We start from the raw sequence: 25,998 nt of genomic DNA on the forward strand, positions 1-25,998 counted from the left end.
GGTCCTCAGTACTTGCGGTTCGGGAGTTCCTTGGCGGCGACTTCCATCGGGAAGATGCCTTCCACGGTGACGATGCGCTTGGGCAGCGGCTTGCCGGCCTTGATGTCCTTCACGGCGCTCATCAGCTGCGGCCCGAGCAGCGGGCTGCATTCGACCGACACGTTCAGCTTGCCGGCAATCATGGCTTCGAAGGCACCCTTGACGCCGTCGATCGAGATGATGGTGATGTCCTTGGCCGGCTTCATGCCGGCTTCCTCGATGGCCTGAATGGCGCCGATCGCCATGTCGTCGTTGTGCGCGAACAGCACGTTGATCTTCTTGCCCTCGGCCTTCAGGAAGGCTTCCATCACCTCCTTGCCCTTGGCGCGGGTGAAGTCGCCGGTCTGCGAGCGGATGATCTTGAACTTCGGGTCGGCCTTGACGATTTCCTCGAAGCCCTTCTTCCGGTCGATGGCCGGGGCCGAGCCCACGGTGCCCTGCAGTTCGACGATGTTCACGTCGCCCTTCTGGTCCTTCATCTTGTCGACCAGCCAGCGGCCGGCCTTGCGGCCTTCCTCGACGAAGTCCGAGCCCATGAAGGTGACGTACAGCGTGTCGTCCTTGGTGCTGACCGCGCGGTCGGTCAGTACCACCGGAATGTTCGCGGCCTTGGCCTCGCGCAGTACCGTCTCCCAGCCGGACTCGACCACCGGCGAGAAGGCGATCACGTCGACCTTCTGCGCGATGTACGAACGGATCGCCTTGATCTGGTTCTCCTGCTTCTGCTGCGCGTCCGAGAACTTGAGCTCGATGCCCGCGTCCTTGGCCGCGGACTTGATCGACTCGGTGTTGGCGGTGCGCCATTCGCTTTCGGCCCCGACCTGGGCGAAGCCCAGCACGAGCTTCTTCTGCGCCAGCACGGTGGCGGGCAGCAGCCCGGCAAGGGTGGCGGCCGCCAGGCTGGCGGTGACGGTGCGTCGGTTCATGGTCATGGTCTGTCTCCTGTCGTTGTTGAAGGGAAGCGCGGATGAAAGAGGTGGGGCGTCAGGCCGGCAGGTAGCCGGTGCGCGGGGTGCTGAAGAAGGGCGCCGCGCGTCGGTCGATGGCGTCGTCCGCCGCGGTCGTCGGCAGGCTCAACAGCGTCGTCGTGGCCGTGGCATGGCGGCGGAAATGCAGCGCATGGCGCAGCGACTGGGTGCACAGGGCGGCGCTCAGGGCGTCGGGCGTATCGTTGGCGAGCGCGAGGGCGTCTTCGTAGTCCACCGCACGCAGCACGCAGGCGATCGGGCCGAACAGGGCCTCGCGGGCGATGCGGTGCGTCGGTCGTGCGAGGAAGAGCGCCGGGCTCATGTAGTGGCCGGGCGTCGCACGCGTGAGCGCTTCGCCGCCCCAGACGCGTTCTGCGCCCTCGTCGCGTGCCAGTTGCACCCGCTCGAGGTTACGGGCCAGTTCGGTCGCGTCGGGCAGCGGGCCGAGCGCGGTGTCGCGTTCGAGTGCGTGGCCGACCTGCAGCGTCGCCAGCCGCTCGCGCAGCCGGGCGACGAAGGCATCGTGCAACGGCGCCTCGACCACGATGCGGCTCGATGCGCTGCCGCGGTGGCCATTGACGCCGTACGCCCCCTGCACCGCGCAATCGATCGCCTGCGCGAGGTCGGCGTCGGCCAGCACGACCAGGGTGTTGAGGCCGCCGGTGTCGAGCCGCAAGCGGGCACGCCGCGCGGTGGCCGCGAGCCGCACGCGCTCGGCCTTCGCGGCGGAGCCGACGAAGCTCAGTGCCTGCACCTGCGGGCTGTCGACCAGCGCCTGGCCCAGTTCTCGGCCGCTGCCCATCAGCAGGTTGAAAGTGCCCGCCGGCAATGCCGCGCGGCTGACGATGTCGGCCAGCGCCCAGCCGCAGGCCGGCGCCCGCTCGGCCGGCTTGAAGACCACGCTGTTGCCGGCGGCGAGCGCCTCGGCCACCTGCGCGGCAGGGATGGCGAGCGGGCTGCTCCAGGGTGTGATCAGCCCGACGACGCCGACCGGCGCATGCGACACATCGGCCTGCAGGCCGGCCCGCATCACGGCCCGCGTGCCCCAGCCGTCACCGGAGCCATGCCGCAGCGCCTCACCGGCCAGGAACTTCACGCTGCGCCCGGCCTGCACCGCCTCGGCAATTGCGTCCGTCAGGGGCTTGCCCGTTTCGCGGGCGATCAGCAGCCCCAGCGCGTCGCGGCGTTCGAGGATCTCGCTGCCGATGCGGTCGAGCACGTCGGCACGCCGCTGCGGCGTGCTGCGGGCCCAGTGCGGGAAGGCATCCGCGGCGGCCCGCACCGCGAGCTCGGCCTGGTGGCGGTCGGCCCGGGCGTATTCGGCCACCACCTCCCGGGTGTCGGACGGATTCACGCTGACGCCGGTCGTCGCGCTGGTTTCCCAGCGGCCGTTGATGTACTGCCGAACGTTCTGATGAATCTCGCCGTGTCTCACCGGGCCACCTCTCGTGCTTGTCTCGTCGTTCTTCGCTGTTCTCGGAAGCGGCGGCCAGTCTAAAAACGATTTGGATATCGATCCAATCATTTTTTCGTCAAAATAGATATCGATCGACGGATTCTGGAAAACCCCATGACCACCACCACCCACTGGTTCATTCGCGCCCGCCTCAAAACACGCCAGCTGCTGCTGCTGGTGGCGCTGGCCGAGGAAGGCAACATCCACCGCGCGGCGCAGGTGCTGAACATGACGCAGCCCGCTGCCTCCAAGCTGCTGAAGGACCTGGAAGACGTGCTCGAGGTGCCGCTCTTCGAGCGCCTGCCGCGCGGCATGCGGCCGACCTGGTACGGCGAAACCATGATTCGCCATGCGCGGGTCGCCCTGGGCAGCCTCAACCAGGCGCACGACGAGCTGCAGGCGCTCAAGGCCGGCAGCTTTGGCCAGGTGAGCGTCGGCGCGATCACCTCGCCGGCGCTCGCGCTGCTGCCGCCGGCGGTGGCGATGGTCAAGCGCGAGCAGCCGAACCTGCGGGTGTCGATCGAGATCGAGACCAGCCCGGTGCTGCTGGAGCGGCTGGAGCAGGGCAAGCTCGACATCCTGGTGGCGCGCCTGTCGGAGGAGCACGACAAGTCGCGGCTGCGCTACCAGGCGCTCACCGAGGAACTGGTCTGCGCGGTGGTGCGGCCGGGCCACCCGATGCTGGGCACGGCGGGGCTGGCGCTGCGCGATGTGGTCAACGCCGGCTGGATCGTGCCGCCGGCGGGCAGCGTGCTGCGCCACCGCTTCGAGCTCATGTTCCAGGAAGACGGGCTGGCGCCGCCGATCAACACGGTGGAGACCGCCGCGCTGCTGTTCATCACCCGCATGCTGCAGCAGAGCGACATGCTGGCGGTGCTCGCGGCCGACGTGGCGCGCTACTACGCGGCGCACGGCATCGTGGCGCTGCTGCCGCTGGAGATGCCCTGCCACATGGACAACTTCGGCCTCATCACCCGCACCGACCGGCTGCTCTCGCCGGCCGCGAAGGTCATGGTGAAGGCGCTGCAGGCGTCGAGCCTGCCGGTCTACAACCGCAAGCTGGCGCTGGCGGACTGATGGCTTTCAGACCCAGCCGGCATCGACGGTGAATTCCTGTGCGGTGCACATCGCGCCGTCGTCCGACGCCAGGAACAGCACCATGCGGGCGATGTCCTCGGGCAGCAGCTTGTCGGGCAGGCACTGGTTGCGCTTGAGCGCCTGCTCGCCTTCGTCGTCCAGCCACAGCTTGACCTGCCGCTCGGTCATGACCCAGCCGGGCGACACTGTGTTGATGCGGATGCGGTCGCGCCCGAGGTCGACCGCCAGCCCGCGGGTCAGGCCGTTGACCGAGGACTTGGCGATGGCATAGCAGGGGTAGCCCGAGCCCTTGCCGCGCCAGCCGGTCGAGCCGAGGTTGACCACCGAGCCGAAGCCCAGGCGCTGCATGCCCGGCACCACCGACTGGATCGCGAACAGGGCAGGCCGCTCGTTGATGGCCATGCGGTCGTCGTAGTAGTCCGGCGTGACCGAGGCCAGCGAATGGCGGTCGTCGCTCGCCACGTTGTTGACCAGCACCGCGAAGTCGCCCAGTGCGGCGGCGGCCTCCGCGATGGCGCCCTGCAGCGACGCGATGTCGCGCACGTCGCAGCGGCGCCACCACGGCGCGGTGTGGCCGGCCGCGGCGATCTGCCCGGCCAGCGTGCGGCTGGCGTCTTCGGCGATGTCGACGAAGGCCACACGCGCGCCCTGCGCCGCGAAGGCCGACACCATCGCGGCACCGATGCCGCTGCCACCGCCGGTGATGAAGACCGCGCGGTCGCGCAGGCTGGGGAAGACGGCGGTTTTCTGCAAGGCGGGGGGGGATGTGTTCATGGATGTCTCCAGTCTGATGTATTGCAACTTGCATATCGATTGATATGCGTATTCGTCTTTTCTTATATCAATATGCCCTGATACGATCCGCCGCGTCAAGGACCCGGAGCGGTCCGCCTGCCGAACCGGAGACATCCATGACCGCGCCTGCCCCCGTGCTCCCCATGCCCTCGATTCCGCGACCCCTCGGGGAACCTCGATGCCTCTGGCCGGCGCAGGCCACCCTGGGCGAGGGCACGCTGTGGTCGCCGCGCGAGCGCGCGCTCTACTGGGTCGACATCCTCGAACGCACGCTGCACTGCTGGCATGCCGACGACGGCTCGCGCCGGAGCTGGCATTTCGACGAGGAGATCTCCGCGGTGGCCGAGCGCGCGAACGCACCGGGCCTGCTGGTCACGTTGCGCTGCGGCTTCGCCTTCTTCGATCCAGCGCGGCCGGAGCGGGCGCCGGCGTACCTGCACCAGCCCGAACCGGCGCTGCCCGGCAACCGCTTCAACGACGGCAAGTGCGACGCGCAAGGCCGTTTCTGGGGCGGCACCATGGACTTCGCCTGCGAGGCGCCGACCGGCGCGCTCTACCGCTTCGACCCCGACGGCCGGTGCACCCGCCATGCGCACGGCTTCGCGGTCACGAACGGACCGACCTGGTCGGCCGATGGCCGCACGCTGTACTTCAACGACACGGTGCAGGGCCGCGTGCTGGCCTACGACTTCGAGCCCGAAGCCGGCACGCTCGGCAACGAGCGCGAGTGGCTGCGCTTCGCGCCGGGCGACGGCGTGCCCGACGGCATGACGACCGACGCCGCCGGCCGGCTGTGGATCGCGCACTGGGGCGGCGCCTGCGTGAGTTGCCACGACCCGGTGAGCGCCGCGGAGCTGTGCCGCATCGTGCTGCCGACCTCGCACATCACCAACTGCGCTTTCGGCGGCGAAGACTTCTGCACCCTGTTCATCACCAGCGCCTGCAGCGGCCTGAACGACGCGCAGCGCGCGGCCCAGCCCCTGGCCGGCAGTCTGTTCTCGGTGCGCATGGACAGCCCGGGCTTGCCGGCGCCGCTGTTCGGCGGTTGAAGTCGGCTGCTGCGCGTCAGCGCAGGCCGAAGCGGTGCAGCGTGCTGCTGGTGAAGCGCTCGCCCGGCCGCAGCACCGTCGACGGAAAGTCCGGCTGGTTGGGCGAATCGGGAAAGTGCTGCGTCTCGAGGCACAGCCCGTCGCCCTGGCGCACTACCGCACCCGCCCGGCCGACCAGCGTGCCATCGAGGAAGTTGCCCGAATAGAACTGCACGCCGGGCTCGGTGGTGAAGACCTCCATCACCCGCCCCGACCCGGCATGCTCGAGCCGCGCCGCCAGCGCCATGCCGGTGGTGGCGGGCCGGTCGAGCACCCAGTTGTGGTCGTAGCCGCGTGCCCGCACCATCTGTTCGTGCGGGCTGCGGATGCGTTCGCCGATGCGCGTCGGCGTGCGGAAGTCGAAGGGCGTGCCGGCCACGTCTGCCAGGCTGGTGGGGATCAGCGTCGCGTCGACGGGGGTGTAGCGGCTGGCCGGCAGCGTCAGCACATGGTCGAGCACCGAGCCGCTGCCCGCGAGGTTGAAGTAGTCGTGGTGGCTGAGGTTCAACACCGTGGGCCGGTCGGTCTCTGCGCTGTAGTCGATGCGCCAGCCCTGCTCGGCGTCGAGCGTGTAGCGCAGCTCCAGCGTCAGGCGGCCGGGGTAGCCTTCCTCGCCGTCGGGGCTCACGCGGCGCAGCGCGATGGCGACTTCGCCCGGCACGCCGGTGTCGACCGGCGCGATGTCCCACCAGCGCGCGCCGAAGCCGCGCAGGCCGCCGTGCAGGGAATTCGGGCCGTCGTTCACCGGCAGCTGGAAGGCCTCGCCATCGAGCATGAAGCGGCCGGCGGCGATGCGGTTGGCGTAGCGGCCGACGACGGTGCCGAAGTGCGGGTTGCGCGCGACGTAGTTGTCCAGCGAGGGCAGGCCCAGCACGACGCTGCTGCATTGGCCGGCCCGGTCGGGCACCTCCAGCGCGGTCACGATGCCGCCGAAGTTGATGGCGCTCAGGCGCAGGCCGCGGCCGTTGTCCAGCGTGTATTGCGTGACCGCTCGGCCGTCGGGTAGTGGGCCGAACGGTGTTTCGGTGAGGGAGGGCGTCGACATGCTTCAGGGGCTGTGGTCAGTAGTAGCGAGGGATCGGCCCGAGCTGCGGCGTGGTGTCGGGCAGTTCGACCATCACCTTGTCGGCGTAGCACCAGCCCCAGCCTTCGGGCGGGTCGTAGCCTTCGATGATCGGATGGCCGGCTTCCTTGTAGTGCGCGCGGGCGTGGCGGTTGGGCGAGTCGTCGCAGCAGCCGACGTGGCCGCAGCTGCGGCACAGGCGCAGATGCAGCCAGGTGCTGCCGGACTTCAGGCATTCCTCGCAGCCGCGGGCGCTGGGCGTGACGTGGTGGATGGTGTCGGTGTGGGTGCAGTGCTTGCTCATGACGTGATCTTTTTTCAGCTGTGGAATGTACGGCGCCAGTGGCCGGGCGGTGAGCCTTCGGCCCGCGAGAACACGCGGGTGAAATGGCTCTGGTCGGCAAAGCCGCAGGCGGTGGCGACCTCGGCCAGGGGCAGGTCCGACGCGCGCAGCAGATCGCGGGCACGCGCCAGGCGCTGCGCCTGCAGCCAGTCGTGTGGTGTCTGGCCCGTGGCGAGGCGGAAGGCGCGCGTGAAGTGGCTGCGCGACAGCTGGCAGGCGTCGGCGACGTCGGCGATGGCGATGCGGCCGTCGAGATGGCTGCGCAGCATCTCCTTGGCGCGCGCTTCGTGCATCGGCGCCAGGGCCTGGGCGGGGCGCGTCGCTGCCGGTGCCGTGCCGCCATAGCGGTCGTTCAGATGGATGCCGATGGCCAGGCAGAGCTGGTCGACGAAGAGCTGGCTGACCTCGCCCGGCCGCGTGAGCACCGGCGTGAGTGCGCCCACCAGGTGCGCGAGCACCAGGTCGTCGGCACCGGCCGTGGCGGTCAGCCCTTCGATCCGCGACCGGCCGGCGGCCTGCGCCAGCGCGGCATGCGACATCTCCAGCAGCAGGAAGTCGAAGGGACTTTGCATGTCGGCGCGGTAGTCGTCGCCAAAATTGCGCACGTACACGGCGTTCTGGCCGAAACCGCAGGCTTCGGCACGGCGGCCGTGGAGGATGCGCCGTCGGTGCCCGGCCGATTGCGAGACGCCGACCAGGAAGCCGCGGTCGCTGGCGGACGTGGCGACATGGCCGAGCCGCACGTCGTCGGAGCGCTTTCGGTAGAAGCGGATGCCCGAGCCGGCGTACTCCAGGCTGTCGCTCAACTGGGCCGACTGGCAGCCGAGCGTGTCGTGTGCCGCCGCGACGGCATGTGGCCCGGAGGCCGATGGCATAGCGTTCATCCCTGATGTCCTTGCATGGTTGGGGCAATTCGAACACCGTCGCGTGACGATCGCGCAAACGGAAAAAAGGCCGCGCCTTTGTTCAAGCCAGCAGCGCCCGACCCCCGTAGCCTTCGCAGGGCTTTCTCGATGCCCCGCCGGCCGCGCGCTCTGCGGCTGCTGCGGGGTGTGCCGACTTATGGCACGACCCGATCCGCCTGTCATCACCCCTTTGGAAGGACCTCACCATGCCCATCACCGCTACCCCCACGCCCGGCGCCAAGCTGCTCACCCCGAAGGACCACACGCTGGTCATGATCGACTTCCAGTCGCAGATGGCTTTCGCCACGCACTCGATCGAAGCCGTCACGCTGCGCAACAACGCCGCGCTGGTCGCCAACGCGGCCGCCGGCTTCGGCGTGCCGACCATCCTCACGACCGTGGCCGAGAAGAGCTTCTCCGGTCCGATGTTCGACGAGATCAAGGCCGCCTTCCCCGGCCAGGCCATGCTCGACCGCACCTCGATGAACACCTGGGAAGACGCCGCCGTGATCAAGAAGATCAACGAGATCGGCAAGACGCGCATCGTGCTGTCGGGCCTGTGGACCGGCGTGTGCATCGTCGGCCCGGCCCTGTCGGCCATCGACCAGGGCTTCGAGGTGTACGTGATCGCCGACGCCTGCGGCGACGTTTCGACCGAAGCGCACGAGCGCGCCATGCAGCGCATGGTGCAGGCCGGTGCGCAGCCCATGACCTCGGTGCAATACATGCTCGAACTGCAGCGCGACTGGGCCCGCACCGACACCTACGACATGACCACCGGCATCGCGAAGAAGTACGCGGGTGCCTATGGCCTGGGCATCACCTACGCCAAGACGATGTTCAACGCCCACGAAGGCTGAGCGGAGCGCGTGATGAAGCCGTACATCGTTTCTCTCGCACTGGGTGTGCTGGTCGGCGTCATCTACGCGCTCTTCAGCGTGCGCTCGCCGGCGCCGCCGATCATCGCGCTGGTCGGACTGCTGGGCATCCTGGCCGGCGAGCAGTTGCCGCCGCTGGTCAGGCGCCTGTTCGACAGCACGCCCACCACCAGCTCCTGGCTGCACCAGCAGGTCAAGCCGCACATGTTCGGCGAGCTGCCGCAGTGCGCCAAGCCGGCCGATGTGGCCGCCACCGACAGCGCCGACGGCACCGCGACCCGTGGCCGCACGTCCTGATCCAAGGAACCCGACATGGTCGACGCCCAACCCCCCGAACTCATCCTGCACCACGGCCGCTTCACCACGCTGGACCGTGCCAACCCCACGGCCACGGCCGTCGCCATCCGCGGCGGGCGTTTCACCCACGTGGGGCGTGACGAAGACATCCTGCCGCTCGCGCGCGACGTCACCCGCGTGATCGATCTGCAAGGCCGCGCCGTGCTGCCCGGCCTGATCGACAACCACCTGCACATCATTCGCGGCGGTCTCAACTTCAACCTCGAACTGCGCTGGGACGGCGTGCGCAGCCTGGCCGACGCCATGGCCATGCTCCAGCGCCAGGTCGCGATCACGCCGGCACCGCAGTGGGTGCGCGTGGTGGGCGGCTTCACCGAACACCAGTTCGTCGAGAAGCGCCTGCCAAACATCGCCGAGCTCAATGCCGTGGCACCCGACACGCCGGTCTTCCTGCTGCACCTGTACGACCGGGCGCTGCTTAACGGCGCCGCACTGCGCGCCGTGGGCTACACCAAGGACACGCCTGCGCCGCCCGGCGGCGAGATCGTGCGCGATGCCGCCGGCAACCCCAGCGGCCTGCTGCTGGCCAAGCCCAACGCGAGCATCCTGTACGCGACGCTGGCCAAGGGCCCGAAACTGCCCTTCGAATACCAGATCAACTCCACGCGCCACTTCATGCGCGAGCTGAACCGCCTGGGCGTGACCGGCGCCATCGACGCGGGCGGCGGCTTCCAGAACTTCCCCGAGGACTACCAGGTGATCCAGCAGCTGGCCGACGCCGGCCAGCTGACCATCCGCCTGGCCTACAACCTGTTCACGCAGAAGCCCAAGCAGGAGAAGGAAGACTTCCTGAACTGGACCGCCACGTCCAAGTACAAGCAGGGCGACGACTACTTCCGCCACAACGGCGCGGGCGAGATGCTGGTGTTCTCGGCGGCCGACTTCGAGGACTTCCGCCAGCCGCGGCCCGACATGGCGCCCGAGATGGAAGACGACCTGGAAGAAGTCGTGCGCGTGCTCGTGCAGAACAAGTGGCCGTGGCGCATGCACGCCACCTACGACGAGACCATCGAGCGCTCGCTCGATGTCTTCGAGAAGGTGAACCGCGACACGCCGCTGGCGGGCCTCAACTGGTTCTTCGACCACTGCGAGACGATCTCCGAGAAGTCCATCGACCGCATCGCGGCGCTGGGCGGCGGCATCGCGGTGCAGCACCGCATGGCCTACCAGGGCGAGTACTTCGTGGAGCGCTACGGCGCTGCGGCGGCCGAGGCGACGCCACCGGTCAAGCGCATGCTGGAGAAGGGCGTGAAGGTATCCGCCGGCACCGACGCCACGCGCGTCGCGTCGTACAACCCGTGGGTCTCGCTGTCGTGGCTGGTCACCGGCAAGACCGTTGGCGGGCTGCAACTGACGCCGCAGCGCAACTGCCTCGACCGCGACGCTGCCCTGCGCATGTGGACCGAGAACGTCACCTGGTTCTCCAACGAGATCGGCAAGAAGGGCCGGATCGAGGCCGGCCAGCTGGCCGACCTGGTGGTGCCCGACCGCGACTTCTTCGCCTGCCCCGAGTCCGAGATCGCCGACACCACCGCGCTGCTGACCATGGTCGGCGGCAAGGTGGTGTACGCCGCCGGCCCGTTCCAGGCGCACGACGACGGCGCACCACCGCCGGCCATGCCGGACTGGTCGCCGGTGCGCAGTTTCGGCGGCTATGGCGGATGGGGCGACAAGGAAGGCAAGCCGATGCAGGCCGCGATGCGCCGCATGGCCGCCGATTGCGCCTGCGCCAACGACTGCAACGTGCACGGGCATCAGCATGCGACGGCGTGGAGCAGCCAGCTGCCCATTGCCGACCTCAAGAGCTTCTGGGGCGCACTCGGCTGCGCCTGCTGGGCCGTCTGAGGATGGCCGCGATCCGCCGCCTCTTCACCGCGCGCGCCGTCCATTGGCTCGCGCTGCTCTTCCTCTGCGCCGCCTACCTGCAGGGCGGCTTCAACAAGGCGACCGACTTCCCGTCGGCCATCGCCGAGATGAACCACTTCGGCATCGCACCCGCCGGGCCGATGGCCGCGGTGGTCATCGTGCTCGAGTTCGGTGCGGCGCTGATGATCCTCACCGGCTTCTACCGCTGGCTGGGCGCATTGGGCCTCGCGGGCTTCACGCTGATGGCGACCTTCGTGGCCAACCGCTTCTGGGAGATGGCGATGCCCGAGCGCTTCATGGTGGCCAACTCGTTCTTCGAGCACTGGGGCTTGGTCGGGGGCTTCCTGCTGGTGGCCTGGCACGACTTGCGAGCGCGCGATGAGCGCTGAGAAAAACAAATCCCAAGGCAGCTTCGCGCCGCTGCGCCAGCCCATCTTCGCCGTGCTGTGGGCAGCCACGGTACTGGGCAACGTCGGCAGCTTCATGCGCGACGTGGCCAGTTCCTGGATGGTGACCGAACTGTCGGCCAGCCCGACGGCCGTCGCGCTGATCCAGACCGCGGCCACGCTGCCGATCTTCCTGCTTGCGATTCCTGCGGGCGTGCTGTCGGACATCCTCGACCGCCGGCGCTTCCTGATCTTCATCCAGATCATGCTGGCCTGCGTGAGCGGCACGCTGCTGGTGCTGGCGCGCACCAACACGCTGACGGTCGAGTACCTGGTCGCGCTGACTTTTGTCGGCGGCATCGGCGCCGCGCTGATGGGGCCGACCTGGCAGTCGATCGTGCCGGAACTGGTGCCGCGGTCCGACCTCAAGAACGCGGTGGCGTTGAACTCGCTGGGGATCAACATCGCCCGTGCCATCGGCCCGGCCGCCGGCGGCCTGCTGCTCGCGAGCTTCGGGGCGTCCTTCGCCTACGGTGCCGATGTGCTGAGCTATGTCTTCGTCATCGCGGCGCTGCTGTGGTGGAAGCGCCCGGCCGCGGTCGACACCGGCCTGTCGGAGCAGTTTTTTGGCGCCTTCCGCGCCGGCCTGCGCTATGCCCGCGCCAGCCGCGAACTGCACGTGGTGCTGCTGCGCGCTGCGGTGTTCTTCCTGTTCGCCAGTTCGGTGTGGGCGCTGCTGCCGCTGGTGACGCGCCAGATGCTCAGCGGCACCGCCGGCTTCTACGGCGTGATGCTGGGGGCTGTCGGTGCCGGCGCCATCCTGGGCGCGGTGCTGCTGCCGAAGATCCGCGCCAAGCTCGATGCCGACGGTCTGGTGCTGGCGGCCTCGCTCATCTCGGCGGTCGTGATGTGTTCGCTGGCCTTCGCGCCGCCAAAGGGGGTCGCGGTGCTGCTCATGCTGCTGCTGGGCGTGGGCTGGATCATTGCGCTCACCACGCTCAACGGCGTGGCGCAGGCGGTGCTGCCGAACTGGGTGCGCGGCCGCGGCCTGGCGATCTACCTGACTGTCTTCAACGGCGCGATGGCGGGCGGCAGCCTCGGCTGGGGCCTGATCGCGCAGGAGATCGGCCTGCCCGCCACACTGCTCATCGGCGCTGCGGGGCTGGCGGTGGTGGCCTTCGTTTTTCACCGGGTCCGGTTGCCGACCGGCGAGGCCGACCTGCAGGCGTCGAACCATTGGCCCGAGCCCTTGCTCAGCGCGCCGGTGGCGCACGACCGCGGGCCGGTCATGGTGCAGATCGAATACCGCATCCGCCCGGCAGACCAGCCGGCCTTCCTGCAGGCGCTCGAGAAGCTGTCGCTGGAACGCCGCCGCGACGGCGCCTATGCCTGGGGCATCACCGAGCACACGAACGACCGCGAGTGCCTGATGGAGTGGTTCCTGGTCGAATCGTGGGCGGAGCACCTGCGCCAGCACCAGCGCGTGTCGAACGCCGATGCCGACCTGCAGAACGAGGCCATCCGCTTCCACATCGGCCCGGGCCAGCCGGTGGTGCACCACTTCCTCGCGCTGGACATGAAGCATGCGCGCGCCGCGGCCCAGGGTGCGCCGGCGGCGGAGGAGCCGTCATGAGCGATGCCTCGACCCTGGCGCCGCCGAACGAGCGCCAGGCCGCACCCGAACAGCCCTTGCTGGCACGCCTGTCGGTCGCGATGTTCGGCATGGTGATGGGCGTCGGCGGGCTGGCCAACGCCTGGGCGCTGGCGCATCGCGCCTTCGGTGTCCCGGTGCTGATCAGCGAAGTGCTGCTGGGCCTTGCCGTGGCGATCTTCATCGTGCTGGGCATCGCGCATGGGCTGAAGCTGGCGCTGCATTCAACGGCCGTGCGGGAGGAGTTCGCGCACCCGGTGCGATCCAGCTTCTTCCCCACCGTCTCGGTGGCCGCCGTGGTGCTGTCGATCGGCCTGCGCCCGTATGCGCACGGCTGGGCCGAAGGGCTGTGGTGGTTCGGCGCGGTGCTGCACTTCGTGCTGGCCGTCACGCTCATCCGCCGCTGGATCCTGCATGCGCAGGACGAAGGCGTGATGACCCCGGCCTGGTTCATTCCGGTGGTGGGCAACATCCTGATCCCCATCGGCGGCGTGCCGCTGGGCTATGTCGAGATCAGCTGGTTCTTCTTCTCGGTCGGCCTGATCCTGTGGCTAGCCTTCTTCACCATCGTGCTGCACCGCGTGCTGTTCGTGCCCGCCATGAGCCAGCGCAGCATGCCCACGCTGTTCATCCTGCTGGCGCCGCCGTCCATCGGCCTGTCGTCGTACCTGGCCTTCACCGGCGGGCACGCGGGTGCGATGGGTGACATCTTCTATTGCCTGGCGCTCTTCATCGCCATCCTGCTCGCGACGCTGATCCATCATGCGGCGCACGGCGCCTTCTTCATGAGCTGGTGGGCGATGACCTTCCCGGCCGACGGCTGGGCCGGCGCCACCCTGGCCTACTACCAGGCGCGGCCGGGCCGCCACACGGCGGCCATCGCGCTGTGCGCGCTGACGGTCGCCACGGGGGTGGTCGTGTGGATCGGCGTGCGCACGGCCCTGCACATGGCGAGCGGCGCGGCGTTCAACGAGGACTGAGCCCTCACAGGCCCAGCAGCGTCCGCCCTTCCGGCGACAGCAGATCCTGCGTCTCCACATGCTTGCGCATGTACGCGGCGAACACCGGGCACTTGGGGACGACCGCCAGCCCGCGTTCGCGCGCGGAGGCCAAGCCCGCCAGCACCAGTTCTCTGGCAAGGCCGCGGCCCTGGAGTTCTTCCGGCACCAGCGTGTGGAGGAAGGTGATCACACCCGGCGCCAGGTCGTAGATGGCGACGGCGCGGTGGCCGTCGATCGTGATCTCGAAGCGGCTGTTCTCGGGGTGGTCTTGCACGCCCACGGTCGGGTCTTGCATCGTTGTGCCTCTTGATTACATCGATGGCCGCTCGCGCGGCCGCAGGTCGAACACCAGCACCTCGGCCTGCTCGCCCTTGGCGAAGCGCAGCTGGCGCTCGTCGCGGATACGGACGCCATCGCCTTCGCTCAGCTTCTCGCCATTGACCTCGATGCTGCCACGCGCCACGTGCACGTAAGCGTAGCGGTCGGGGCCGACATCGAGCGTCGTGCTCTCGGCGCCGTCGAAGAGGCCGGCGTACATCCGCATGTCCTGGTGCACGCCGAGCGATCCGTCGCTGCCTTCGGGCGAGGCGATGAGGCGCAGCTTGCCGCGCTTCTCGGCTTCGCTGAAGTGCACCTGCTGGTAGCGCGGCGCGGCGCCCTTCAGCGCCGGCACGATCCAGATCTGCAGGAAGTGCACGCCGTCGGTCTTCGAGTGGTTGAACTCGCTGTGGCGCACGCCGGTGCCGGCGCTCATCATCTGCACGTCACCCGGCCGGATGACCGAGCCAGTGCCCATCGAGTCCTGGTGCGCCAGCGCGCCGTCGAGCACGTACGAAAAGATCTCCATGTCGCGGTGCGGATGGGTGCCGAAGCCCTGCGCCGGGTCGACCCGGTCGTCGTTGATGACCAGCAGGTCGGAAAAGCCTTGCTGCTTGGGGTCGTGGTAGTGGCCGAAGGAGAAGGTGTGGCGGGAGCGGAGCCAGCCGTGGTTGGCGACGCCGCGTTGGTCGGCCTTGCGAAGTTCGAGCATGATGCGGTCCTTTTTCTCGTCTGTCTGTCGATGAAATTCACGATGGCTTCTGCGCTGTCTCCGTCCGGCTTGTTGGCATGACTGAGAGGAAAAGTTCGTGGCGTGGAGAAAGTATCGGCCGCAGAGGCCCTCTTCATGCTGAAACGTTTATGCTCGAACGATCGATGTTTTCGATGATTAATTGGAAGGCAGCCCGATGCTGAAGCTCACCCTCGAAGCCATCGAATTGGTCGATGCCATCGCCCGCCACGGCTCCTTCGCGGCCGCCTCCGAGCGGCTGCACAAGGTGCCCTCGACGATCTCCTATGCCATCGGCAAGCTGGAGGAGCAGTTGGGCCTGGCGCTCTTCACCCGGCAGGGCCCGCGCGTCACGCTCACGCCGGCCGGCCAGGAGATGCTCAAGGAAGGCCGCTGGCTCATCGCCGCCGCCGGCGAGCTCGAATCGCGCATGCGGCAGATCGCCACCGGCTTCGAGTCGGAGCTGCGGCTGGTGCACGACTCGCTCATTCCCACCAGCGCCTTCAACCACGACATCCGCGCCTTCGAGGACCTGAACTGCGGCACGCGGCTGCGCATCGGCTGCGACACCATGACCGGCACCTGGGAAGCGCTGCGCGATGGCCGCGCCGACCTCATCGTCGCCGCCAGCGACGGGCCGGCCGGCGGCGGCTACAAGGCGGTGGCCGTGGGCAGCCTGTCCTTCGTCTTCTGCGTGGCGCCCACGCATCCGCTGGCCATGCTGCGCCGGCCCCTCACGCGCGCCGACCTGCTGGCGCACACGGCGGTGGTGGTGGGCGACGGTGCCCGCGCCCTGTCCGACCGCACCATCGGCCTGCTGCCGGGCCAGCGCCGGCTCACGGTGCCGTCGATGGCTGCCAAGATCGCCTGCCAGATCGACGGGCTCGGCCACGGCTTCCTGCCGCGCGACTGCGTGCGCGAGGCGCTGGCGCGCGGTACGCTGGTCGAGCTGGCCTGTGACGAATCACGGCCGGAAGAAACCTTCTGGCTGGCGTGGAAGCCTACGGCCATGGGCGAGGCGCTCAAGTGGTGGCGGGCGCGGCTGCAACGGGAACTGGTGCCGGGCATCCTGCCGGGCTGAGCGTCCTGTGCAGTCGACTGAGCGCGCTGCCGCCGGTGCACTCAGCCCCGTGCCTGCGCGCGCGTCAGCAGGTAGTCCTGACGCACGACGTTGTCGATGTAGTACGGCGCGACCATCGCGTCGAATTCGGCGCGCAGCATGTCGAGCTTCGCGGGCTCGGCGGCATGTCGCTCAACGAGCTTTTGCATCGGGCCGATGGAGCGTTCCATGAAGAGACGGTAGTGCGCGCCGCTGAGCGCCGGAAAAGACATGGTGCCGCGCTCGAAAAAGGGCGCGTCGAAGCGTGTGCCCAGGCGCTCCGCGATCACCGTGGGGTCGCCCCACTGCGCCGGCGGTGACGCGCCGGCGGGCGGTGGCGGCGAATGGCGACCGACGAAGATGAACATCCGGCCCACGACATGCTCGGGCGGCCAGGTGGCGAAGGCGATCCGTCCGTCGGGCTTGAGCACGCGGCGCATCTCCGCGATGGCCACGTCGGGCCGCGGCGCGAACATGTGGCCGAACTGACTCAGCACGACGTCGAAGGACGCGTCGGAATAGGGCAGCTGTTCAGCGTCGCCCTCGGTCCAGGTGATGTCGTCTCGCTGCGCGATGCGCGCGTTTTCACGCGCCTGTTCGAGGAGTTCCGGCGTCAGGTCCAGCGCCTTGACCTGCGCGCCGGCGCGCGCGGCCGTGAGGGCGACGACGCCGGTCCCGGTGCCGACGTCGAGCACGGTGTCGCCCGGACCGATCTGCGCGAACTTCACGAGGTGCCCCGCCACCGGGGTGGTGAACATCGCCGTCGGTGCGAACGACGCCCACATCTCGCGCTGTCGTTGCTTCAGCTCTGCGAACGGGTCCTGGTTCATGTCGACCTCCGTGCTGCTCGCGCGTTGCGCGGGCCACCACGCACTGTAGTCCTCGCCCCATCAAAGGCAAGCCGCCCTGCGCGCGCAGAGCAGGCAGCATGTGGAGAGCGCGTTCCGAGGCCGCCCCGGGATCGCGCTAGCCCCGCCGCATGTGGCGCCAGCGTGCCGGCGGACTGCCCACCCGCGCACCGAACACGCGCGTAAGGTGGCTCTGGTCCGCGAAGCCGCAGGCGATCGCCACTTCGGGCAGCGAGGCGGCATCGTCGAGCAGCATCTGCTGCGCGGCCTCGATGCGCCGTGCCGTGCGCCAGGCATGCGGCGTCAGGCCGGTGGTCGTCTTGAAGGCCTTGCCGAAGTGGCTGCGCGACAGCCCGCACGCGGTGGCGATCTCGGCCAGCGACAGCTCGTGGGCCAGATCGGCACCGAGCAGTTCCCGCGCGCGGCGTTCCTGCCAGGGCGCCAGGCCCGCCGCCGTGCCCGCCCGGGGCGCCGAGCCGCCATAGGCATGGGCGACGTGGGCGTACAGGGCGAGCGCCATCTGGTCGAGGAACAGCGCGCTGGCCTCCGACGGCCGCTGCAGCGAAGGCAGCAGGGCGGCGGCGAGATGCGCGAGCACCGGGTCGGCGGTGCCGGGCGTGCAGCGCAGCGCGCCGACCGGGGCCACGCCGGCGTCCTGCGCGAATTCGTCCAGCGCCGCACGCGTGATGCGGAACAGCACCGAATGGAACGGGCTGCAGACGTAGGCCGACGGGCGGGTTGCGAGGTCGGCGATGTGCACCGTGCCGGCCTCCAGCAGCCCCAGGTGCATCTCTCCGCCTTGCTGGAAGAAGCGGCGGCTGCCGGCGCGCGACAGCTCGACGCTGACGACGAAGGCCTCGTCGGCCGGCAGCGGCGGCAGCACGAAGAGGTGCGGCTGCGCGTACTGCATGCGCGCCATGTCCAGCGGCTGCGTGCCGGCGCGCGAGGCGGCCACTTCGTCCAGGCCGTACTGCTGCGCGAGCTGGCGGGCGAAGCGGTTGGGTGTGGCGGCGAGGGCGGGCATGGGCGGTCGGTGGAAGGACCGGCATCTTAGGCAGGCGGGGTCGACCCTTTTGCCGGGTGGGGCAAGTGGCCGCCGCTCAGCTCAGCACGTCGACGGGCGTGTTGAACACGTAACCGGCGCCGCGCTCGGTCTGGATGAAACGCGGGGACGACGGGTCGCCCTCGATCTTGCGGCGCAGCCGCAGGATCTGCACGTCGATGGAGCGGTCATACACCTCGGCGCCGTGCAGGCGCGACAGCTCCAGCAGCCGATCGCGCGAGAGCACGCGCTGCGGGGCTTCGCACAGGGCCTGCAGCAGATTGAATTCGCCGTTGCTCAGCTCGACGCGGCGGCCGTCGGGGGCGGTCAGCCGGCGGGCCAGCAGGTTCAGTTCCCAGCCGTCGAAGCGGTAGGCGCGGCGCTGCGGGTCGTTCGCGGCGGCGACTGCCTCGCCGTGCTTCCGGTAGCGCCGCAGCACGGCGCGGATGCGGGCGAGCATCTCGCGGTTGCTGAAGGGTTTGGTGACGTAGTCGTCGGCCGCCATCTCCAGACCCATCACCCGGTCGGCCTCCTCGAGACGGCCGGTGAGGATGATCACCGGGATCTCGCCGCCTTCGCGCAGCTGGCGCGCCAGCTGCATGCCGTCTTCGCCATCGAGGCGCAGGTCGAGCAGCACCAGGTCGATCACATGCGCCTGCAGCAGCTGCGTCATCTCCGCGCCGGAGGCGGCGCCGCTCACGCGGAACTCGTTCTCGGTCAGGTAGCTGCCGACCAGTTCTCGGATGGCGTCGTCGTCGTCGACGACCAGGATGTGGGGGCGGTTGACCATATGCGCCGGGAGCGTAATGTAAATTTGTCGCGTGCAGCAACTGCCCCCTATTTCATCTGAAACACGGCCGCGTGGGGCGAAATCAGCCCGGCATCGGGCCGTGCGCCAATCGCATCCGAAGCGGCGGCAACTCCATGCCGTGCGCATGTCGTGGGTGGGTTCAATGCTGACAGTCGTGCTGATCGAGGAAGACATCGCCATGCAGGCTCTGATCGCCGAGTGGCTGACACAGGCGGGCTACCGCGTCGAGGTGCCGAGGCCCGGCACCGCTGTGCCGGTGGCCGATGTGGACCTGGTCATCGCCGATGTCCCGAAGGTGCGTGCGGGCGACGCGCTGCAGGTGCGAACGCTGCGCGAGCGCTACCCCGGTGCCCGGGTCATCGGCCTGTCGGCGCAACTCCGGCGCAGCCTGCCGGGCAGTTCGGACCGGGCGCAGGCGCTGGGCGTGGCCGCCTTGCTGGCCAAGCCCTGCACCGCCAGCGAGCTGCTCGCGGCCGTGGCCGACGCCCTGGCCGCTGCCCGCTGACATGCGTCCTTCCGCCCACCTGCGCGAGCGCGTCATCGCTGGCGGCCTGCTGCTGATCGCCGCGTTCATCGGCTCGGCCGCGTACGACGGCTGGCGGCTGCACCAGCAGGTGATGGCGGTCAACGAGCGCGAACTCGGCAACCTGGCGACCGCACTGGCCGGCGAAGCCGACCGCAACTTGCAGTCGGTCGACCTGCTGCTGCGCGACACGGCGAGCTGGTACGAGGCTTTCCTCTGGCGCGCCGACCCGGATGCCGTCAGCGCCGCGCTGAATTCGCGCGCGGTGGGCGTGCCGCAGGTGAGCGTGCTGACCATCGTCGATGCGGCCGGCATGCAGCGCTTCCGCTCGCGCCCCACCGGCGAGCCGCTGGCCGACGTCTCCGACCGGCCGTACTTCCTCAAGCAACGCGACACCGACACCGGCGGCCTGGTCATCAACGAGCCGATCGTCACGCGCACCGAGCGGCGGCCGGCGGTCGTGATCTCGCGCCGCCTGAGCCGGCCCGACGGCAGCTTCGACGGCGTGGTGACCGCCATCGTCACGCTGCAGGCGCTGCAGAGCGCGTATTCGGCCATCGAGCTGGGTGAGAGCAGTTCGCTGGTGCTGGCCCAGGACGACGGCAGCGTGGTCGTGCGCCAGCCGGCCGACGCACCGGGCACCCGCTACCCGGAGCTGTCGGCGCTCAAGGGCGGCGCGCGCATCGACCGTGCGGTCAGCCCGGCCGACCACCGTCCCAAGCTCATCGCGGCCGTCGGCGTGGGCAGCCTGCCGCTGGTGCTCGCCATCACGCGCGACGAGGGCGAGGCGCTGCGCCCCTGGTACGACGAGATGTGGAGCGCCGCCATCCGCACGGGGGTCGTGTGCCTGCTGGTCGACCTGACCATCGTCGCGCTGCTGCGGCAGCTGCGGCGCGACGCCGAGGCCGAGCGTGACCGGCGCCGGCTCGAGGCGCGGCTGCAGCAGACGCAGCGGCTGGAGGCGCTGGGTACGCTGGCTGGCGGCATCGCGCACGACTTCAACAACATCCTCGGCGCGATCCTCGGCTTCGGCGAACTGGCCCAGCAGCAGGCCGAGCCCGGCAGCGCGCTGCGGCGCCACATCGACCGCGTCATGCAGGGCGGGGCGCGGGCACGGCTGCTGGTGCGGCGCATCCTCGACTTCAGCCGCAGCGGCGTCGCCGACCGGGCGCCGGTGCATGTGCAGACGCTGATGGAGGAGGTGATCGCCCTGCTCGCGTCCACCCTGCCGGCCGGCGTCGACCTGCAGGCGCAGCTGGACGCCGGCGACGCCGCGGTGCTGGGCGACGCCACCCAGCTGTTCCAGGTGGCGATGAACATCTGCACCAACGCGGTCCAGGCGATCGAGGGTGCCGGCACGGTGTCGGTCCGGCTGTATCGGGCCGAGGTGACGGCACCGCGCGTGCTGCTGCACACCGAGCTGGCCACCGGCCCGCATGTCTGCCTGGAGGTCCGGGACACCGGCACCGGCATCCCGCCCGAGCTGCTGCAGCGCATCTTCGAACCCTTCTTCACCACCAAGAAGCAGGGCGAGGGCACCGGGCTCGGCCTGGCGGTGGTGCACGGCATCGTGGCCGACCTGGGCGGCGCCATCGACGTCGCGTCGGAACCCGGCGAAGGCACGCAGCTGTCCGTCTGGCTGCCGGTGTGCGGCGACTGCGCATTGCCCGCGGCGGCGAGCGTCGTCGCGTGGCCGAGCGGCAGCGGCGAGGTGGTGATGGTGGTCGACGACGAGCCCTCCCTGGTCGAGCTGGCGGAGGAGACGCTGGCCGGCCTGGGCTACGAGCCGGTCGGCTTCGCGTCCGCCGAGCGGGCGCTGGCCGCCTTCGAGGCCGACCCCGACCGCTTCGATGCGCTGCTCAGCGACGAGATGCTGCCCGGCATGCCCGGCACCGAGCTGGCGCGCCGGTTGCGGGTGCGGCGGCCGGCGCTGCCGGTGATCCTCATGAGCGGCAAGGTCGACAAGGCCATGCTCGAGCGCGCCCGGGCCGCCGGCGTGCACACGGTGCTGCGCAAGCCCCTCGCGCTGCACGAGCTGGCCACCCGCCTGGCCGAGGCGCTGGGTTGAGGCGCTCGGCTGAGTCGTTGGATCGAGGGCGGCCGCGGGCGGATCGAGCGGACAATCGCGGGCTACCAAGAAGCACGCCCATGCCACTCGACGCCCGCCTTTCCCACTTGCTTGCAGACTCTCGCCGCGAGGTGCCCCGATGAGCGCCGGACGGGATCGCCGATTGCGCGTGGAGGCCGACAAGCTCGAGGCCTTCTGCCTGCTGGTGCGGGCGGCCTCCGCAGCGCCGAACCAGGCCGCTTTTGCCGAAGTGAGCCGTGCTGCCGCGAAGGCGCTGCGCGCCAAGTTCGGTGGGGGGACGATCACCTCGGCATTCGCCTGGCTGAGCGGCCCCGCCGCGCAGGACGCGTTGGAGAGCGTGCGCGCCGGCCAGGTCGATCTGCAGGGGCCGTTGTCACTGGCCGAGCTGGCGCAGGCCGTGGCCCTGGCGAAAGAGGCAGAAACGCTTCAGCGTTGAGCGTTTGTCGCGGCGCCGTGGCGGGCCGCCTGCCCCGGCTTCAGCTCTGCCGGCCGGCTTCGAACAGGAACCAGGTGCGGCGCTCGGATTCGTCGATCCACACTTCCAGCAGGCTGGCGGTGGCGACGTCGCCGTAGCGGTCGCACAGCGCGTGCGTCTCGCGCATGAAGGCGGCGATGCGCTGGTTGTCCTGGCTCAGCTCGGCCAGCATGTCCGACGGCGTGACGAAGTCGGCGTCGTTGTCGCTCAGGCGCTGCAGGCGCACCGCATGGCCGCTGGAGCGCAGCGTGGTGCCGCCCAGCTTGCGCACGCGCTCGGCGATCGGGTCGACGGTGGCGAAGATCTGGTCGGACTGCTCGTCGAGCAGCAGGTGGTAGTCGCGGAAGGACGGGCCCGACATGTGCCAGTGGAAATTCTTGGTCTTGAAATACAGCGCGAAGGTGTCGGCCAGCAGGGCATTGAGTTCGGCGGAGATGTCGCGGGTGGCGTCCGCACCGAGCGGGGTCGGCGTGGTCAGCGGTGCGAGGCGATGTTTTTTGGCGGCGGCGAGGTCGGTCATGGGACTCCTGGATGAATGCGGCGTGTTGGCGTCGGGGGCCGCATCGGTACGAAGGTGCATCGATGCAGACGCGCCAATGTCTCAGGCCGCTGTTTCAGGGGGATTGCCCCGTTTGTCCGCCATGCTTCAACTGAAATATGTCAGCGCGCAACGGACATGGCCGGTGGCGCGCGCCCCCCTCCCGCACAGGGCCGGTCGTGATGCCGATGCCGGCCGACATCGGGGGCCCGTCGTTCAATCCCAGGCCGGCGCCAGGCCTTCGGGGCTGGTGAGGCGCTCGTTGCGGTCGAGCGCGGCGATCCGCGCCATGTCCGCGTCGTCGAGCTTCAGCTGTTGCGCCAGCCGATTGCTCGCCAGGTTCTCGCGCTTCGTCGACGAAGGGATCACGGCGTAGCCCAGTTGCATCGCCCAGGCCAGCACCACCTGGGCCGGCGTGGCGCGGTGCGCTTGCGCGATGGCCTCGATCACCGGGTCCTTCAGCGCCTTGCCGTAGGCCAGCGTCATGTACGAGGTGATGTGAATGCCCTGGCGCTTCGCGAAGTCGACCACCTTGCGGTTTTGCAGGTAGGGCGAGAGCTCGATCTGGTTCGTCGCGATGTTCTCCGCGCCTACCGCCGCGATGGCTTCCTTCATCAACGCGATGTTGAAGTTGGAGATGCCGATCTTCGTCGTCAGCCCCTGTGCCTTGGCCTCGGCCAGCGCGCCCATGAACTCGGCGACCGGCACTTCGTTCTTCGGCGACGGCCAGTGAATCAGCGTCAGGTCGGCGTGGTCGGTGCGCAGCTTCTGCAGGCTGTCCTTCAGGCTGGGCGTCAGCTTGTCCTTCGCGCAGTTCGCGGTCCAGATCTTGGTGGTGATGAAGAGCGCGTCGCGCGGCACGCCGCTCTCGGCGATGGCTTGGCCGACTTCGGCTTCGTTGCCGTAGATCTGCGCCGTGTCGACGAGGCGGTAGCCCAGTTCGAGGCCGGTGCTGACCGAGTCGATGACGACCTGGTCTTTCAGGCGGAAGGTGCCGAGGCCGAAGGCGGGGATGGTGTTCGTGTTCATGGTGTCGTTGTCCTTTGCGAAGTGATCAGTGGCCGACCGGCATCGGGCCATCGGTGCGTACGGGAATGCCGTTGCGCTTGTCCAGCACGCCGGACCATTGCGTGATGCACAGCGAGACCAGCACCACCAGCGCACCGATCCACGGCGTGTGCATCAGCCCCAGGTGCGTGACGATCAGCCCACCGGCCCAGGCCGCGCCGGCGATGCCGAGGTTGAAGGCCGCAATGTTCAGGCCCGAGGCCACGTCGACCGCTTGGGGCGTGAAGCGTTCGGCCTGCTTCACCACGTAGACCTGCAGGCCGGGCACATTGCCGAAGGCGACCGCGCCCCAGGCCAGCACGGTGGCCAACGCGAGCCACTTGTGCGGCGCGGTGAACTGGAGCACCAGCAGCACCGCGGCGAGCAGCGCGAAGATGATCTTCAGCGCCGGGATCGGCCCCAGCCGGTCCGCCAGCTTGCCGCCCCAGATGTTGCCGGCCGCGACCGACACGCCGTACACCAGCATCACCCAGCCCACCGCGCCGGCGCTGAAGCCCGACACGTCGGTGAGGATCGGCGCGAGAAAGGTGAAGGGGATGAACGATCCGCCGTAGCCGATGGCCGTCTTGGCGTACACCAGCAGGAGGCGCGGCTCGGCCAGCACCTGGGCCTGTTGCACCAGCGAGGCCGGCGCGCTGTGGCGGATGTCGGTCGGCACGAAGATCCAGCTGCCGACGAAGGCGATCACGCCCAGTGCCGACACGGCGAGGAAGGTCTCGCGCCAGCCGAAATGCTGGCCGATGAAGGTGCCCAGCGGCACGCCGGTGACCAGCGCCACCGTGAGGCCCGTGAACATGATCGCGATGGCGCTCGCCGCCTTTTCCTTGGGCACCAGGCCGGTGGCGATGGTCGAGCCGATCGAGAAGAACACGCCATGCGCCAGGCCGGTGAGGATGCGCGCCGCCACCAGTGTTTCGTAGCTGGGCGCCTGCCAGGCCAGCAGGTTGCCGGCGGTGAAGAGCGCCATCAGGCCGAGCAGCAGCGCCTTGCGCGGCACCTTGCCGGTCAGGGCGGTGAGCACCGGCGCGCCGACGGCGACGCCCAGCGCATACAGGCTGACCAGCAGGCCGGCCGACGGCAGGCCGATGCCGAGGTCGGCCGCGACGGTGGGAAGCAGGCCGACGATCACGAACTCGGTCGTGCCGATGGCGAAGGCGCTGAGGGTCAGCGCCAGAAGGGCAATGGGCATGGAAGCACTCCGTTGAAGCATTGCCACGGAGTGTCGGCCGATCGCCTTTGCAGAAAAACCCCGTAGTTCGCCAAAGACTGTTGATTCAGAATCAACAGTGATGAAGACCACCCTCGAAGAACTGCAGGCTTTCACTGCCGTGGCCGGCGCCGGCTCGATCACCGCTGCCGCCGTGCAACTGGGCCAGACCGTGTCGGGCGTGAGCCGCGCGCTGGGCCGGCTCGAGAAGAAGCTCGACACCACGCTGCTGCGGCGAACCACGCGCCGCATCGCGCTGACCGAGGAGGGCGCCGCCTTCCTCGCGCACAGCCGGGCCATCCTGGGCGCCATCGACGAGGCCGAGGAGCAGATGACCGCACGCCGCCAGAAGCCCGCCGGCCGGTTGCGTGTGAACGCGGCCACGCCCTTCATGCTGCATGCCGTGGTACCGCTGGTGCCCGAGTTCCGCCGCGCCTATCCGCAGATCACGCTGGAACTCGACACCGACGAGCTCAACATCGATCTGCTGGAGCGCCGCACCGACATCGCGATCCGAATCGGTGCGCTGCGCGATTCCACGCTGCACGCGCGCCCGCTGGGCACCAGCCGCATCCGCGTGCTGGCCAGCCCGGCCTACCTGGCGGAACACGGCCGGCCGAAGCGCGTGGCGGCGCTGGCCCAGCACGCGCTGCTCGGCTTCACGCAGCCGGAGTCGCTCAACCGCTGGCCGCTGCGCGGCACGCACGGCGACGAGTGGCAGATTGCGCCGGACATCCAGGCCTCGAGCGGTGAGACGCTGCGCCAATTGGCGCTGGAAGGCGCGGGCATCGTCTGCCTGTCGGATTTCATGACGGCCGGCGACCGCACACGGGGCGACCTGGTGCAACTGCTGGCGAAGGACACGGTCGACGTGCGGCAGCCGATCAATGCGGTGTACTACCGCAACACGCAGCTGGCGGCGCGCATCGCGTGCTTTCTGGATTTTCTCGCGGCTCGGCTCGGCAGCTGAGCCGCTGACTCAGGCCTTGCTCTTCTTGTGGGGGCCGAGTTCACCGCTCGCCGTCATGCGTTCTGCCCGTTCGAGCGCGGCTTCGAGCACCTCGACGGTGTTGGTGCCGGCATGCAGGCGGCGCGACTCCTGGCGCATCAGCTCGGTGGTCTCTTCGCCGGCGAGTTGCTGAAGTTGCGACATCAGCTCGCGCCGACGGCGTACCAGCGCCACCACCGGCGACTCGCGGGGACGGCGCATGCGCATCACCAGCAGGGCGAGGCACAGCACGCCAAGCGCCATGGCGATCCATGCCCAGGCCGGAAACCACGGTAACCATTCAGCCAATTCGTCGTCCTCGTTGCGCACGCCCCCAAACTGGAGCGTCGCGGCAGTCTAGGTGTCGA

At 69.4% G+C, this 25,998-nt stretch carries 28 protein-coding genes; 13 read left to right on the forward strand and 15 right to left on the reverse strand.

What is annotated here, in order from left to right:
• Positions 1–5 precede the first annotated feature (5 nt).
• Positions 6–971, reverse strand: a complete 966-nt coding sequence (locus tag ACSFBE_RS00825) for an ABC transporter substrate-binding protein (protein ID WP_435488466.1) — start codon at positions 969–971, stop codon at positions 6–8.
• A 52-nt stretch (positions 972–1,023) separates the two neighbouring features.
• Positions 1,024–2,442, reverse strand: coding sequence for an aldehyde dehydrogenase family protein (locus tag ACSFBE_RS00830; protein ID WP_435488467.1), 1,419 nt, complete (start codon positions 2,440–2,442; stop codon positions 1,024–1,026).
• A 135-nt stretch (positions 2,443–2,577) separates the two neighbouring features.
• On the opposite strand from ACSFBE_RS00830, the gene ACSFBE_RS00835 reads away from it, so the two are divergent.
• Positions 2,578–3,540 carry a LysR family transcriptional regulator gene (locus ACSFBE_RS00835; RefSeq protein ID WP_435488468.1) on the forward strand — a complete coding sequence of 321 codons (963 nt, stop codon included), beginning with the start codon at positions 2,578–2,580 and terminating at the stop codon, positions 3,538–3,540.
• Positions 3,541–3,546: 6 nt separating this feature from the next.
• Here ACSFBE_RS00835 and ACSFBE_RS00840 read toward each other — a convergent pair whose 3' ends face one another.
• The gene (locus tag ACSFBE_RS00840; protein ID WP_435488469.1) at positions 3,547–4,335 is read right to left on the reverse strand and encodes an SDR family NAD(P)-dependent oxidoreductase; all 789 of its coding nucleotides are present in this window, start codon (positions 4,333–4,335) and stop codon (positions 3,547–3,549) included.
• A gap of 137 nt (positions 4,336–4,472) precedes the next feature.
• Between ACSFBE_RS00840 and ACSFBE_RS00845 the strand changes: the two genes are divergently transcribed.
• On the forward strand, positions 4,473–5,405 hold the full coding sequence (locus ACSFBE_RS00845; RefSeq protein ID WP_435488470.1) for an SMP-30/gluconolactonase/LRE family protein: 933 nt from the start codon (positions 4,473–4,475) through the stop codon (positions 5,403–5,405).
• 16 nt (positions 5,406–5,421) lie between these two features.
• Here the strand turns inward: ACSFBE_RS00845 and ACSFBE_RS00850 are convergent, their stop codons facing one another.
• The 3 genes from ACSFBE_RS00850 to ACSFBE_RS00860 are packed head-to-tail and all read right to left on the reverse strand — an operon-like array spanning position 5,422 to position 7,734.
• Positions 5,422–6,489, reverse strand: a complete 1,068-nt coding sequence (locus ACSFBE_RS00850) for an aldose epimerase family protein (protein WP_435488471.1) — start codon at positions 6,487–6,489, stop codon at positions 5,422–5,424.
• Positions 6,490–6,505: 16 nt separating this feature from the next.
• Positions 6,506–6,811 carry a UBP-type zinc finger domain-containing protein gene (locus ACSFBE_RS00855; protein ID WP_435488472.1) on the reverse strand — a complete coding sequence of 102 codons (306 nt, stop codon included), beginning with the start codon at positions 6,809–6,811 and terminating at the stop codon, positions 6,506–6,508.
• A gap of 14 nt (positions 6,812–6,825) precedes the next feature.
• Positions 6,826–7,734, reverse strand: coding sequence for a helix-turn-helix domain-containing protein (locus ACSFBE_RS00860; RefSeq protein ID WP_435488473.1), 909 nt, complete (start codon positions 7,732–7,734; stop codon positions 6,826–6,828).
• Between the two features lie 227 nt (positions 7,735–7,961).
• Between ACSFBE_RS00860 and ACSFBE_RS00865 the strand changes: the two genes are divergently transcribed.
• The 6 genes from ACSFBE_RS00865 to ACSFBE_RS00890 are packed head-to-tail and all read left to right on the forward strand — an operon-like array spanning position 7,962 to position 13,873.
• Positions 7,962–8,615 (forward strand): hydrolase, encoded by a 654-nt coding sequence (locus ACSFBE_RS00865; protein WP_435488474.1) that lies wholly within the window; start codon positions 7,962–7,964, stop codon positions 8,613–8,615.
• A gap of 12 nt (positions 8,616–8,627) precedes the next feature.
• A complete protein-coding gene (locus ACSFBE_RS00870; protein ID WP_435488475.1) occupies positions 8,628–8,930 on the forward strand; it encodes a XapX domain-containing protein in 303 nt (100 codons plus the stop codon).
• Positions 8,931–8,945: 15 nt separating this feature from the next.
• Positions 8,946–10,835 (forward strand): amidohydrolase, encoded by a 1,890-nt coding sequence (locus ACSFBE_RS00875; RefSeq protein WP_435488476.1) that lies wholly within the window; start codon positions 8,946–8,948, stop codon positions 10,833–10,835.
• 2 nt (positions 10,836–10,837) lie between these two features.
• On the forward strand, positions 10,838–11,245 hold the full coding sequence (locus ACSFBE_RS00880) for a DoxX family protein (RefSeq protein WP_435488477.1): 408 nt from the start codon (positions 10,838–10,840) through the stop codon (positions 11,243–11,245).
• The gene (locus ACSFBE_RS00885) at positions 11,235–12,875 is read left to right on the forward strand and encodes an MFS transporter (RefSeq protein WP_435488478.1); all 1,641 of its coding nucleotides are present in this window, start codon (positions 11,235–11,237) and stop codon (positions 12,873–12,875) included. The genes ACSFBE_RS00880 and ACSFBE_RS00885 overlap by 11 nt, the downstream gene beginning before the upstream one ends.
• Entirely contained in the window at positions 12,872–13,873 is a 1,002-nt protein-coding gene (locus ACSFBE_RS00890) for an SLAC1 anion channel family protein (protein WP_435488479.1), read from the forward strand. Before ACSFBE_RS00885 ends, ACSFBE_RS00890 begins: the two co-directional genes overlap by 4 nt.
• Positions 13,874–13,877: 4 nt before the next feature.
• On the opposite strand, the gene ACSFBE_RS00895 is transcribed toward ACSFBE_RS00890, so the two are convergent.
• Positions 13,878–14,189 (reverse strand): GNAT family N-acetyltransferase, encoded by a 312-nt coding sequence (locus ACSFBE_RS00895; RefSeq protein ID WP_435488480.1) that lies wholly within the window; start codon positions 14,187–14,189, stop codon positions 13,878–13,880.
• Positions 14,190–14,204: 15 nt separating this feature from the next.
• The gene (locus ACSFBE_RS00900; protein ID WP_435488481.1) at positions 14,205–14,924 is read right to left on the reverse strand and encodes a pirin family protein; all 720 of its coding nucleotides are present in this window, start codon (positions 14,922–14,924) and stop codon (positions 14,205–14,207) included.
• A 196-nt stretch (positions 14,925–15,120) separates the two neighbouring features.
• On the opposite strand from ACSFBE_RS00900, the gene ACSFBE_RS00905 reads away from it, so the two are divergent.
• Positions 15,121–16,023 carry a LysR family transcriptional regulator gene (locus tag ACSFBE_RS00905; RefSeq protein WP_435488482.1) on the forward strand — a complete coding sequence of 301 codons (903 nt, stop codon included), beginning with the start codon at positions 15,121–15,123 and terminating at the stop codon, positions 16,021–16,023.
• A 41-nt stretch (positions 16,024–16,064) separates the two neighbouring features.
• Here ACSFBE_RS00905 and ACSFBE_RS00910 read toward each other — a convergent pair whose 3' ends face one another.
• The 3 genes from ACSFBE_RS00910 to ACSFBE_RS00920 form a co-directional block, all read right to left on the reverse strand.
• Complete coding sequence (locus ACSFBE_RS00910) at positions 16,065–16,871, reverse strand: class I SAM-dependent methyltransferase (protein WP_435488483.1); 807 nt, start codon at positions 16,869–16,871, stop codon at positions 16,065–16,067.
• 136 nt (positions 16,872–17,007) lie between these two features.
• Positions 17,008–17,913: a helix-turn-helix domain-containing protein gene (locus ACSFBE_RS00915; protein ID WP_435488484.1), complete on the reverse strand. Its 906-nt coding sequence runs from the start codon at positions 17,911–17,913 to the stop codon at positions 17,008–17,010.
• 76 nt (positions 17,914–17,989) lie between these two features.
• A complete protein-coding gene (locus tag ACSFBE_RS00920; RefSeq protein WP_435488485.1) occupies positions 17,990–18,721 on the reverse strand; it encodes a response regulator in 732 nt (243 codons plus the stop codon).
• A gap of 163 nt (positions 18,722–18,884) precedes the next feature.
• Here ACSFBE_RS00920 and ACSFBE_RS00925 point away from each other — a divergent pair, with 163 nt between their 5' ends.
• The 3 genes from ACSFBE_RS00925 to ACSFBE_RS00935 all read left to right on the forward strand — a co-directional run bounded on the left by ACSFBE_RS00925 (position 18,885) and on the right by ACSFBE_RS00935 (position 21,790).
• A complete protein-coding gene (locus ACSFBE_RS00925; RefSeq protein WP_435488486.1) occupies positions 18,885–19,247 on the forward strand; it encodes a response regulator transcription factor in 363 nt (120 codons plus the stop codon).
• Between the two features lies 1 nt (position 19,248).
• A complete protein-coding gene (locus ACSFBE_RS00930) occupies positions 19,249–21,333 on the forward strand; it encodes an ATP-binding protein (protein WP_435488487.1) in 2,085 nt (694 codons plus the stop codon).
• Between the two features lie 139 nt (positions 21,334–21,472).
• Positions 21,473–21,790 (forward strand): hypothetical protein, encoded by a 318-nt coding sequence (locus ACSFBE_RS00935; RefSeq protein ID WP_435488488.1) that lies wholly within the window; start codon positions 21,473–21,475, stop codon positions 21,788–21,790.
• Between the two features lie 40 nt (positions 21,791–21,830).
• Here ACSFBE_RS00935 and ACSFBE_RS00940 read toward each other — a convergent pair whose 3' ends face one another.
• From ACSFBE_RS00940 to ACSFBE_RS00950, 3 genes are all read right to left on the reverse strand, one after another.
• Entirely contained in the window at positions 21,831–22,349 is a 519-nt protein-coding gene (locus ACSFBE_RS00940) for a Dps family protein (protein WP_435488489.1), read from the reverse strand.
• A 234-nt stretch (positions 22,350–22,583) separates the two neighbouring features.
• Entirely contained in the window at positions 22,584–23,396 is an 813-nt protein-coding gene (gene dkgB / locus ACSFBE_RS00945; RefSeq protein WP_435488490.1) for a 2,5-didehydrogluconate reductase DkgB, read from the reverse strand.
• Positions 23,397–23,421: 25 nt separating this feature from the next.
• Positions 23,422–24,624, reverse strand: a complete 1,203-nt coding sequence (locus ACSFBE_RS00950; RefSeq protein ID WP_435488491.1) for an MFS transporter — start codon at positions 24,622–24,624, stop codon at positions 23,422–23,424.
• Between the two features lie 100 nt (positions 24,625–24,724).
• On the opposite strand from ACSFBE_RS00950, the gene ACSFBE_RS00955 reads away from it, so the two are divergent.
• Positions 24,725–25,612: a LysR substrate-binding domain-containing protein gene (locus tag ACSFBE_RS00955; protein ID WP_435488492.1), complete on the forward strand. Its 888-nt coding sequence runs from the start codon at positions 24,725–24,727 to the stop codon at positions 25,610–25,612.
• Positions 25,613–25,621: 9 nt separating this feature from the next.
• On the opposite strand, the gene ACSFBE_RS00960 is transcribed toward ACSFBE_RS00955, so the two are convergent.
• Entirely contained in the window at positions 25,622–25,939 is a 318-nt protein-coding gene (locus ACSFBE_RS00960) for a hypothetical protein (protein WP_435488493.1), read from the reverse strand.
• Positions 25,940–25,998: the final 59 nt, after the last annotated feature.

The organism is Variovorax sucrosi (assembly GCF_051216635.1).
Classification (GTDB): domain Bacteria; phylum Pseudomonadota; class Gammaproteobacteria; order Burkholderiales; family Burkholderiaceae_C; genus Variovorax.